The sequence below is a fragment of the Mycolicibacterium bacteremicum genome (assembly GCF_002086115.1).
Classification (GTDB): domain Bacteria; phylum Actinomycetota; class Actinomycetes; order Mycobacteriales; family Mycobacteriaceae; genus Mycobacterium; species Mycobacterium bacteremicum.
Map to the genome: position 1 here is coordinate 1 of NZ_MVHJ01000054.1, position 10,972 is coordinate 10,972.

Genomic DNA, 10,972 nt, shown 5'->3' on the forward strand with positions numbered 1-10,972 from the left:
GCCTGCAGGGTGGCCAGCATGCGATGCCACTGCGAGGGTAACCGGCAGGTCAGCGTCTCGACCTCATCCATCACGGCGACCAACTCGTCGCGGGACATCGTCCCCACATCGCATGCGGCGAAGGCGTCGTAGGCGGCACGCAATGCCGCTACTGCTTGCCCCGCTGTGGTCATGACTCGAACATACGTGCTACCACCGACAAGAACTGGGCGGATGTTGCCAAAGTGGTGAAAGAGTCGAAAGTTTCTTGAGCGCAACAGCTGTCGCTCGATTGTCGCTCGCCAAGTGGGCATTTGAGGGCCGCGATCGAGGACGATGGAGTGTCCATGCCTTCAGACGTTGACGCGCGCGTAACAGATTCGGCATCGAATGTTCCTACCGTTGGCCGGTCAAGCTCGTGCAGCGATAGGAACTCCATTGAGTGGTAACGCAGTCCGCCTCCAGGCCATCAACAATGTCGAGGCATACGTCCCCCCGGCCATCAGCTTCGATCCGGCCGAGGCGCCCGGTGAGATCTTCGGCGCCAACGTCTTCACCAAGGCCGAGATGCAGTTGCGGCTGCCCAAATCGGTGTTCAAATCGGTGGTGGCAACCATCGAGAAGGGCGCCACACTCGACCCGGCGGTCGCCGACGCCGTCGCCTCGGCGATGAAGGACTGGGCGCTGTCCAAGGGCGCCACCCACTATGCGCACGTGTTCTACCCGATGACCGGGCTGACCGCCGAGAAGCACGACAGCTTTCTGGAGCCCGTCTCCGATGGGCAGACGCTGGCCGAGTTCGCCGGCAAGACCCTGATCCAGGGTGAACCCGACGCCTCCAGCTTTCCGTCCGGCGGCCTGCGCAGCACCTTCGAGGCACGCGGTTACACCGGCTGGGATGTCACCAGCCCGGCCTACATCCTGGAGAATCCGAACGGCAACACCCTGTGTATCCCCACCGTCTTCGTCTCGATGACCGGCGAGGCGCTGGACTACAAGACGCCGTTGTTGCGCAGCCAGCAGGCAATGGGGGTGCATGCCGAACGTATCCTGACGCTGTTCGGGCACAAGAATCTGGAGAAGGTCGTCTCATTCTGCGGTCCCGAGCAGGAGTACTTCCTGGTGGACCGGCACTTCTTCCTGGCCCGGCCCGATCTGATCAACGCGGGCCGCACCCTGTTCGGCGCGAAACCGCCCAAGGGGCAGGAGTTCGACGACCACTACTTCGGCGCGGTGCCCGAGCGGGTGCTGGGCTTCATGATGGACACCGAGCGGGAGCTGTTCAAACTCGGCATCCCGGCCAAGACGCGGCACAACGAGGTCGCGCCGGCCCAGTTCGAGGTGGCGCCGATGTTCGAACGGGCCAATATCGCCTCCGATCACCAGCAGTTGTTGATGACGGTGTTCAAGACGATCGCCCGCAAGCACGGTATGGAGTGCCTGTTCCACGAGAAGCCGTTCGCCGGGGTGAACGGATCGGGTAAGCACGTCAACTTCTCGGTCGGTAATGCCGAACTCGGTTCGCTGCTGGTCCCCGGTGACACCCCGCACGAGAACGCACAATTCCTGGTGTTCTGTGCCGCCGTCATCCGTGCGGTCCACCTGTACGCCGGGTTGCTCAGGGTGTCGGTGGCCTCGGCGACCAACGACCACCGTCTCGGAGCCAACGAGGCGCCGCCCGCCATCATCTCGATCTTCCTCGGCGCGCAGCTCGCAGACGTGTTCGAGCAGATCGCCAAGGGTGCGGCCACCTCATCGAAGGGCAAGGGGGTCATGCACATCGGTGTCGACACGCTGCCGCAGTTGCCGACCGATCCGGGCGACCGCAACCGCACCAGCCCATTTGCCTTCACCGGCAACCGATTCGAGTTCCGCGCGCCGGGATCGGGGCAAACGGTGGCGGTGCCGATGATCGTGCTGAACACCATCATGGCCGATTCGTTCGACTACATGGCGACCGTGCTGGAGGAGGCCGTCGCCGCCGGCACCGATTTCGATGCTGCCGTGCAGCAGTTGCTCACCGACATCATCACCGAGCACGGTGCGGTGGTCTTCAACGGCGACGGCTATTCGGAGAACTGGCAGATCGAGGCGGCCGAGCGCGGGCTGCCGAATCTCAAGACCACGCTGGACGCCATCCCGGAGCTGATCAAGCCGGAAGCCGTCGAGGTGTTCGAGAAGTACGGGGTGTTCAACGAGCGCGAGTTGCACAGTCGGTACGAGGTGCGTCTCGAGCAGTATGCGCTGACCATCGCCGTGGAAGCCAAGCTCGCGCTGGAACTCGGCACCACGGTGATCCTGCCCGCTGCGGTGCGTTATCAGACCGAGCTGGCCCAGAACGTCGCAACGCTCAAGGCTGCCGGCGTGGCTGCGGATACCACGCTGCTTGAGGCGGTTTCGGCACCGATCGCCGATCTGACCGCCGCCGTCGGTGCGCTGAAATCCGGCCTGGCCGATCACTCGGCGGACTCGGCGCTCGACGAGGCCACCCATGCGCAGCAGGTGCTGCTGCCGGCGATGGAGGCGGTCCGAACGGCCGCCGATGCGCTGGAAGGTGTGGTGGCCGACGACCTGTGGCCGCTGCCCACGTATCAGGAGATGCTCTACATCCTCTGACCCCAGACATCGCCGGGTGCGGGGGACCAGGCTCGTCCGAGCCTCTGGTGACCGCGCCCCGCACCCGGCGATCACCCCCGTTGTGCGTCAGCTCGTGCCGACGAGTGCGGCCGACGATGTACGGCGCAGCTTTCCCGACGGTGTTTTGGGGATGACGCCGGGCCCGAGGACCACCACGTTCCTCGGCCGCATGTCGACTTCGGCCACCACCTCGTGCGCGATATCGCGTTTCAGACGCCGGACTTCGGCGGCGTCCTCAAAGCCGTTGGACTCGACGACGACGGCGAATGACTCCCGGGATCGGCCCGCATCGATTCGGACGGCGACGGCGCAGCCAGGCCGAACGCCGCGCACACGCCCGGCCGCGCGCTCGATGTCGGTGGGATAGATGTTGCGGCCGGCCATGATGATCACGTCCTTGACGCGTCCGCACACCACGATGTTGCCGGTCTCGGTGAGGTAGCCGAGATCGCCGGTGTCGAACCACCCCTGGGCATCTTGCGCCTCGACGAAGCCACCCCGGGTGAGGTAACCGGCCGTCACCGGCTCGCCACGAAGCTCTATCACGCCTACGCCGCGAACGGTCAGCAGCTCACCGTTCTCGCCCACGATGCGGGCTTCGAGCCCGTTGAGCAACGGGCCCAGGCACGCGAGTCGAGTCGACTTGCCGCCCTTGCTCGCCGGAACGGCCCGTTTCAAGGAGGACAGGATGTCGCTGTCGATCTCGTCGACGACAAGCCCGCGACCGCACTGCGAAAATGAGACTGCCACAGTGCTTTCCGCCATTCCATACGCGGGAAGAACGGCCTCGGGCTGCAGTCCGAACGGCCTTCCGGCTTCGATGAACTCTTCGACATCGGCGGGTTCCACATGTTCAGCGCCGGACAGCGCCCAGCGCAGGGTGGACAGATCGAATTCGCCGGTCACGGCCTGTCTGCGAAGGCGTTTGGCCAAGAGCGCGTACGCGAAGTTGGGAGCCGCGGTCATCGTCCCCGCATACTTGTCGATCAGACGGGGCCACAGCAGGATGTCGGCCAGGAAGTCCATCGGCGTGACCTTCACCAGCTCGGCCGCGAAATACATGGGTACGGTGAGGAATCCGGTCATTCCCATGTCATGAAAGAGTGGTAGCCAGCTCACGATGACATCGGTATCGGTGTTGACGTCGGCGCCGACGAACATCGCTTCGGCGTTTGCGACCACGTTGTCGTGGGTGATCTGGACCGCCTTGGGCGAACCGGTGGAGCCCGATGTCAACTGCAGCAGCGCAATGTCGTCTCCGGTGGTGTCGCTCGAATCGATGCCCTCGGCGGCCAGCAGTCCATCGACGGTCAGAACCGTGACGCCGTGCTCCTCCAGTACCGGGGCAGCGGCCATGAAGGGATCCGAGACGATGACCGCCCTGGCGGCGATCATGTCGACGATGTCGATGGTGTCACGCGCCCAGGACACCAGATCGGTGCGAGGTGTCGGCTGATGCAGCATCGTGAGACTGGCACCACGCATCCACAACCCCTGCGCGATCGGAGCGATCTCGACCGGCGCGCCTGCCAGGACGCCGATTGCATCACCGTGCCCGGTGCCCGCGGCGGCCAAGCCGCCGGCCGCTCGTCGCGCGCGTTCGTGTACCTCGGCCCACGTATGCCGTACAGGGTCGTGTGGTTCCCCGGTCACCATTCCGTTGGCGCTGCTCTGAGCGTTGGCGTGCATTGTGTCGGTAAATCGGCTCACGACAGTCCTTTGGGCGGGCGCGAATTCCTCAGTGGGAGCAATTGACGTGGGCCCGCACCGATGAGTGTACGGCCGAGGCGACATCGTTGGGCGGCGACCTGCGGTCGGGCGCGTCCCCGATGTCATCTCGACGTACCAAAAACCCAGGTCACGGATATTTGTTCTAACGTATTAACAAAGTCTGGACAGGTGTGGGGTAGCTGGCTACGCTCACCGCCATGACCAACTTCGGCGTCGGCATCATCGGTTTCGGGTGGATGGGCCGCGTGCACGCGCAGGCCTACGCACGGCTGCGGCACCACTACACGGACGTGCCCGCGCCCGAACTCGTCGCGATCGCCGATGACGTACCCGGCCGCGCCACCGAGGCTGCCCAGCAGTTCGGTGCCGCCACCGCGTACACCGAATGGAAGACACTGCTCGATGACCCGGCCATCTGCGCCGTCAGCGTCACCGCACCGAACTTCCTGCACCGCGAGATCGGTACGGCCGTCATCGATGCGGGCAAGCACCTGTGGATCGAGAAACCCGTCGGGCTCGCCGCCGCCGACGCACTGGCCGTCGCGCAGGCGGCCGCCCGGCGAGGTGTGCAGACCGCGGTGGGCTTCAACTACCGCAATGCGCCGGCAGTCGCGGCCGCCCGCGCGCTCATCGCCGAAGGCGCTCTCGGAAATATCACCCACGCCCGGTTCTACTTCCTGTCCGACTACGCCGCCCACCCGGACGGCGCCTTGAGCTGGCGGTTCCAGCGGGCCCGCGGCGGTAACGGCGTGCTCGGTGACTTGGCCTCGCACGCCGTGGATCTGGTGCGCCACCTGCTCGGTGAGGTCGGCGCGGTCGTCGCCGACACCGCCACGTTCATCACCCAACGACCCGAGCCCGCAGGCGCCACCGCCGGCCATCAACGCGCCGGCGGCGGGCAACGCGGCGGCGTCGAGAACGAGGACTACGTGTTCGCCCAGCTGCGGCTGACCTCCGGCGCCCGATGTGCGGTCGAAGCCAGCCGGGTCGCCGTCGGTGAGCAGAACGCCTACGGTTTCGAAATCCACGGCACCACCGGTTTTGTCGCGTGGGACTTCCGCCGGATCGGTGAACTGCGGGTCGGTCACGGCTCCGCCGTTCAGGACCAGTCGGTGAGTACCCGGTTCGTCGGTCCGGGCGACGGCGAGTACGCGGCCTTCCAGCCCGGCTCGGCCATGGCCATGGGCTATGACGAGCTCAAGGTGATCGAGGCGCACCGCTTCCTGGCGTCCATCGCGACGGGTTCGCCCGTCGGCGCCACCATCTGGGATGCCGTTGCCGCCGCCCAGATCATCGAGGCGATCACCGAGTCGGTGCGCACCGGATCGTGGGTGGCCCCCGACCCGGTGCGCTACTGAGTCAGGCGGTGTGCCGCGCGGTCAGCGCGGTCAGCTCGGCCGCCAGCTCGTCCGGGCTCATCGCTGACGCCAGCGCCCGCCGTACCAGCTCCGCCTGCGTCTCACCGTGCAGTCCGGAGATCGGCTGATCCAGGTCGAGGTTGCTCGGGAACGCGTAACCCTCTGCCGCGGCGGCAATCACGTGTTCGCGGTCCTGCACGGACAGCATCGGCAGCAACGGATAGATCGCGTTGACGATTCGCTCGCGGTCCACCGCATCGAGTGCACGACCGAACGGGGAGGAGACCTGCAGCAGGTTCGCCATCCGTTTGATGTCGGCCGAGGAGTTGGTGCCCGCCGCATGGAACAGCGCCGGGTTGAAGAACACCGCGTCGCCGGCCTTCAGCGGCAGCTGCACGTAGTGCGCGTCGAAGTACGCCCGGAACTCGGGGAGGTTGAAGGCCAGATAGCCCGGTTCGTAGCGCTGCGAGTACGGCAGGTACATCGTCGGTCCGGATTCCAGCGGCATGTCCACGTGCGCCACCGCGCCCTGCAAGGTCAACGCGGGCGACAGCCGGTGGGTGTGCGCCCGGAATCGCGCGGCGGTGTCGGTGGACATGAATCCGAGGTGGTAGTCCCGATGCGGGTTCTGCGCCTGGCCCCCCGGGTTGACGACGTTGATCGCCGAGGTCACCTGATACATCGGTCCCAGCCACGCATAGGACACCAGGGCCAGGATGTCGTTGGCGTAGTAGCGCACGAACAACTCGGGCGCGGTCAGCGCGAGCTTCTGTAGTGCGTTCCAGATCCGGTCGTTGGCGCCGGGCTTGGCGAAGTGGTCACCGGCCACCACGCCGGAGGCCCGCTGCTCGGCGATGATCCGGGTGAACAGGTCGGTGGTCTCGGCCAGCGCATGTTCGGGGCCGTACGCGCCCTTGATGACGACGATGCCGGGCCCGTCCAGGAACGCCCTGGCGAATTCGTCGGCGATCTCCTCGCGACGGTCGGGAAGGGCGCGGATTGCCGCGGCGGAGTAGAACAGCACCCCGCGGTGGGTCTCGGCGGCGAACGGATAATCGGCCAGATCGGTTTCCTGCTGCACCAGGCGAGCGAAATCGTCGACATGGCAGTCGGATTCGGAGATGCGGCCGGTGCCGGCCGTGATGCTTGTCGTCATGGATTCGAGAATGACAAGATGACCGGGCCGGAACAACCGGTCAAAGCCATCAAATCGACCTCAGAAACGAAGCAGGATGCGCCACCCGTTCCCGATTCGGGAGATCGCCCGCCAGGCCGGGGTCAGCGAGGCGACGGTGGACCGCGTGCTGAACCAGCGGCCCGGGGTCCGGGCCGGCACGGTGCTGCAGGTGGAGCGGGCGGTCGACGAACTCGAGCGCCAACGCACCCAGCTGCGGCTGTCTGAGCGCACCTTCATGGTCGACGTCGTCATGGACACCCCGAAGCGGTTCTCCACGCTGGTGCGTCGTGCCCTTGAACGTGAGCTGCCCACCCTCGGGCCGGCTGTGCTGCGCAGCCGATTCCACGTCGGCGAGCAGTGGGACATCACCGAGCTGGTCCGCCGACTCGATGCCATTGCCCGCTCCGGCAGCCACGCCGTGGTGCTCAAGGCGCCGGATGTGCCGGAGGTTGCCGCCGCGATCGGTCGGCTGACCGCGGCCAGGATCCCGGTGATCACGCTGGTCACCGATGTCCCGGCCAGCACCCGGATCGCGCACGTGGGTATGGACGATCGGGCGGCCGGCGCCACGGCAGCCTATCTGGTGCATCAGGTTCTCGGCACCCGCCCGGGTGCCATCCTGGTCGTCACCAGCAGCGAGTTGTTCCGGGGTGAGGAGGAGCGCGAGCGCGGTTTCCGCACCGCACTGGGACACTACGACCCGGACCGGGTGATCGTGGACATCCCGAATTCCGATGGCCTCGACGACACCTGCCGCACATTGGTCTCCGCGGCATTGGCCACGCATCCCGATATCGTCGCGGTGTACTCCATCGGCGGTGGAAACAGCGGCATCGCAACAGCATTCGCGGCGGCCGGACGGACATGTGCGGCATTCGTCGGTCACGACCTGGCCCCGGCCAACCGGGAACTACTGATCGACGGTCGGATGACGGCGGTGCTGCACCACGACCTCGCTGCCGATATGCGACAGCTGGCGCGGATGATCATGGTGCACCACGGTGCGCTTCCGGGACCGCTTCCGAAGGCGCCGTCGGCGATTCAGGTCATCACCCCGCACAACCTGCCGGTCTACTGAACCGCCAGTTGTCGGCGGATCTCGTCAGCGACCTCCAGCGTCGAGATGGCGTGCCGCAGCGGATGGACCTCCGATTCGCGGCGGCCGACTGCGATGCAGCGGGCCGCGTCCACCGCCGCGTAGTGCAGGCCGTCAGTGTGTCCGCCGGGCTGCTCGGCATAGCGCAGCACCCGACCCGGATCGTCCGGGTGGCCGCGATGCCGGCTCATCGTGAACGGGCCGGGCATGTAGAAGGCTCCGTCGAGGTGCAGCGTCGCATCGCGTCCGATGATCGACGCCGTCGTCGGCGTATCGGACAGCATGGTGGTGTGCAGCAGCGCCTGGTTGCCCGTCGCGTCGGACAGTACTGCCGAGATCTGGCCGTTGAGGCCGGCACGCGCATCCTGGCCGAACGCCCGGACCGAGCTGAACCCTTCGGAGACGAAGTGCGCCAGGGCAATGGTGTAGGTACCGAGGTCGAGTAACGGACCACCGGCCAGGCTCGCATCGTAGATGCGGTGATCGGGGGTGAAGAACTCGCCGTGGTCGGCGATCACGGTGCGGATCTCGCCGAGAGCGCCGGCATCGAGCAGCTGCCGGATGACGTCGAACTTGGGCAGGAATTTCGTCCACATCGCCTCGCCGACGAAGCGGTCGTTGCGTGCCGCGGCGGCGGCGATGGCCCTGGCCCCCTCCGCGTCGACGGCAAGGGGCTTCTCGACGAGCACGTGCTTGCCGGCATCCAGCGCCGCGATGGCATTGTCGCGGTGGCTGGGATGGGTGGTGGCGATGTAGACGATGTCGACGTCCGGGTCGTCGAACAGGGCCTCGTAGCTGCCGTGCGCGGCGGGCACAGACCATTGGCCGGCGAAGGCTTCGGCGCGCTGCTTGCCCCGGGACCCGACCGCGTTCACACGCTGGGTAGTTCGCGCCTGCAGCGTCTCGACGAATCGATGGGCGATCCAGCCCGGGCCGAGGATGCCCCAGCGCAGGCTCGGTGCGTCCCGCGGGTCGGGGGTGCGCGGCTCCGGTAGTGCGGTGAACGTCATGAGCCTGAGAATAGGCTATTTGTAAGGACATTAGTATGTAATACTCACGCCATGGCTGTGCGTGTAGGAGTTGTCGGGGTCGGCGTCATGGGCGCTGACCATGCCCGCAAGATCGCAACGGTAGTGTCGGGTGCGGAACTTGTTGCGGTCAGCGATTTCGACGCCACTGTGGCCGATTGTGTTGCGGCCGAACTGGGTGCGCGGGTACACGCGGACGGCGTCGCGCTCATCGAGGACGATGACGTCGACGCGGTGATCATCGCGACCCGCGACGACACCCACGCCGGCCTGGTGCGTGCCGCCCTGCGGGTCGGAAAACCCGTCATGTGCGAGAAGCCGTTGGCACCGACGGCGGCGGAAAGCGCTGCGCTGGTTCAGGAACAAGCCGGGGCCGAGCTGATCACCGTCGGGTTCATGCGCCGTTTCGACCCGTCATACGTCGCCCTGCGCGAGCGGGTGGTGCGCGGAGAACTGGGTGCCCCGCTGGTGGCGCACTGCATCAGTCGCACCGTCAGCGCATACCCCGGCGGAGACTCGGCCTCGTCGATCACGAACTCGGCCATTCACGAACTCGATATCGTTCCGTGGCTGCTGGATTCCCCGATCATCGAGGTGAGCTATCAGCACGGCCGTTCCTCGGCGAACGCCGGCACGCGGCAGGATCCACAGATCTACCTGCTGCGCACCGCATCGGATGTGCTGGTCACCGTCGAACTGTTCCTCAACGCCCGGTACGGCTACGACACCCGGTGTGAGATCGTCATGGAGACCGGCGCTGTGGCACTGACACTGCCGGCACATGTGGTGACCGACGCCGAACGGCACAGGGGCGTCGACTATCCCGCCGACTGGATCCTGCGCTACAGCGATGCGTACCGGATCGAATTGCAGGAATGGGTGGACTCGTTGAACCAGCGCCGGTCGTCGACACTTGCCGGTGCGGCGGATGGCCTCCGGGCCGCGCAGGTCGCCGATGCGCTGGTGGCGTCCATGCACTCCAATGGTGCCTGGACGGCCGTTGCCGATTAGACGAGCACGGACGCTGCCGATTCGGCCGCGAGCTTGAGTGCGTGCGGCACCGGCAGCTGCCGGAAGGTGTCCGACAGGATCTCGACACCCCACGGACCGCGGAATCCGAAGTAGCGCAGCATCGCCACCAGCCCGGTGAGGTCGAACGCGCCATCGCCGCAGAGCATCCGGTTGCGAACGGTGTCCTCGAACAGGCTGCCGACGACCTGTTCGGCGGCATCGTCGAGTTCGACACCGAAGATGATCTCCGGTGTCAGGCAGCGCGCCAGGTCGCCGATCGTGGTGCCCGCCCGGAAGACATGCCAGGCGTCGATCACCAGTCCGACGGCGGGATGCGCTGCCGCATGCGCGAGTTCGGCGCCGACCGGGATGGTGTCGATCAGCGAGAAGGGCATCGGCTCGATCGCGATACGGGTGCCGTGCGCCTCGGCCTCATCGCCGAGCTCACGCAGCGGATCGATCAGTTCACCGAGATCGGTGGTGCGCCGACGCTGCTCGGACCCGATCTTGATGAAGGCCGGGCTGAGCACGTCGGCGGCCTCGAACAGCAGATCTCGCACATCGTAGGAGTGCCCCAGCCGGGCCCGCGGAATCCACCACCGCTCGATCAACTCGATCTCGATATGGGTCAGACCCGCCTCGGCCGCCATATCGTTCAACGCGGCAAAGCCGATCGAATCCCGGATGACGCGTAGGTCGTCGGCGATCAGTCCGAAGCCGATGAAACCGGCCTCGGCGATGGCCCCCAGTCGGTCGGCGATCGGCACCGGGCTGACCGCCGGGTTGTGCATGGGGGACACATCGCCGGCGCTGGACCACGCAGTCGCGACGAGTCGGTGGTTGGTCAACGATTCTCCTCGGTCGCGAGCGTGTGTGAGTTCCCTCCGGCGAGCGTGCGTGAACTCGGGTGTGAGTTCGGCGTGTTGGGGTGCTGACACGCACGCTCGCCGGGGTG

General features: G+C 66.4%; 8 protein-coding genes. 4 read left to right on the forward strand and 4 right to left on the reverse strand.

The features are described 5' to 3' along the window. The first annotated feature begins 417 nt into the window (after positions 1–417). Positions 418–2,595, forward strand: coding sequence for a glutamine synthetase III family protein (locus BST17_RS28210; RefSeq protein ID WP_083062315.1), 2,178 nt, complete (start codon positions 418–420; stop codon positions 2,593–2,595). Between the two features lie 87 nt (positions 2,596–2,682). Here BST17_RS28210 and BST17_RS28215 read toward each other — a convergent pair whose 3' ends face one another. Then, the gene (locus tag BST17_RS28215) at positions 2,683–4,326 is read right to left on the reverse strand and encodes a fatty acyl-AMP ligase (protein ID WP_083062316.1); all 1,644 of its coding nucleotides are present in this window, start codon (positions 4,324–4,326) and stop codon (positions 2,683–2,685) included. A 218-nt stretch (positions 4,327–4,544) separates the two neighbouring features. Between BST17_RS28215 and BST17_RS28220 the strand changes: the two genes are divergently transcribed. Continuing rightward, positions 4,545–5,705, forward strand: coding sequence for a Gfo/Idh/MocA family protein (locus BST17_RS28220; protein WP_083062317.1), 1,161 nt, complete (start codon positions 4,545–4,547; stop codon positions 5,703–5,705). A 1-nt stretch (position 5,706) separates the two neighbouring features. On the opposite strand, the gene BST17_RS28225 is transcribed toward BST17_RS28220, so the two are convergent. Next, on the reverse strand, positions 5,707–6,861 hold the full coding sequence (locus BST17_RS28225; protein ID WP_083062318.1) for a phytanoyl-CoA dioxygenase family protein: 1,155 nt from the start codon (positions 6,859–6,861) through the stop codon (positions 5,707–5,709). Between the two features lie 76 nt (positions 6,862–6,937). Here BST17_RS28225 and BST17_RS28230 point away from each other — a divergent pair, with 76 nt between their 5' ends. Then, positions 6,938–7,960 carry a LacI family DNA-binding transcriptional regulator gene (locus tag BST17_RS28230; RefSeq protein ID WP_083062319.1) on the forward strand — a complete coding sequence of 341 codons (1,023 nt, stop codon included), beginning with the start codon at positions 6,938–6,940 and terminating at the stop codon, positions 7,958–7,960. Here the strand turns inward: BST17_RS28230 and BST17_RS28235 are convergent. Continuing rightward, positions 7,954–8,988 (reverse strand): Gfo/Idh/MocA family protein, encoded by a 1,035-nt coding sequence (locus tag BST17_RS28235; protein WP_083062320.1) that lies wholly within the window; start codon positions 8,986–8,988, stop codon positions 7,954–7,956. The two genes, BST17_RS28230 and BST17_RS28235, sit on opposite strands and share 7 nt — an antisense overlap. 51 nt (positions 8,989–9,039) lie before the next feature. Between BST17_RS28235 and BST17_RS28240 the strand changes: the two genes are divergently transcribed. Then, a complete protein-coding gene (locus BST17_RS28240) occupies positions 9,040–10,017 on the forward strand; it encodes a Gfo/Idh/MocA family oxidoreductase (RefSeq protein WP_083062321.1) in 978 nt (325 codons plus the stop codon). On the opposite strand, the gene BST17_RS28245 is transcribed toward BST17_RS28240, so the two are convergent. Further along, positions 10,014–10,865 carry a sugar phosphate isomerase/epimerase family protein gene (locus BST17_RS28245; protein ID WP_234807870.1) on the reverse strand — a complete coding sequence of 284 codons (852 nt, stop codon included), beginning with the start codon at positions 10,863–10,865 and terminating at the stop codon, positions 10,014–10,016. The genes BST17_RS28240 and BST17_RS28245 overlap by 4 nt on opposite strands. Between the last annotated feature and the right edge of the window lie 107 nt (positions 10,866–10,972).

Coding starts and splice junctions, on each gene's coding strand:
- BST17_RS28225 (WP_083062318.1), bottom strand. CDS start 6,861: ATGACGACAAGCATCACGGCCGGCACCGGCCGCATCTCCGAATCCGAC.
- BST17_RS28235 (WP_083062320.1), bottom strand. CDS start 8,988: ATGACGTTCACCGCACTACCGGAGCCGCGCACCCCCGACCCGCGGGAC.
- BST17_RS28240 (WP_083062321.1), top strand. CDS start 9,040: ATGGCTGTGCGTGTAGGAGTTGTCGGGGTCGGCGTCATGGGCGCTGAC.
- BST17_RS28220 (WP_083062317.1), top strand. CDS start 4,545: ATGACCAACTTCGGCGTCGGCATCATCGGTTTCGGGTGGATGGGCCGC.
- BST17_RS28230 (WP_083062319.1), top strand. CDS start 6,938: ATGCGCCACCCGTTCCCGATTCGGGAGATCGCCCGCCAGGCCGGGGTC.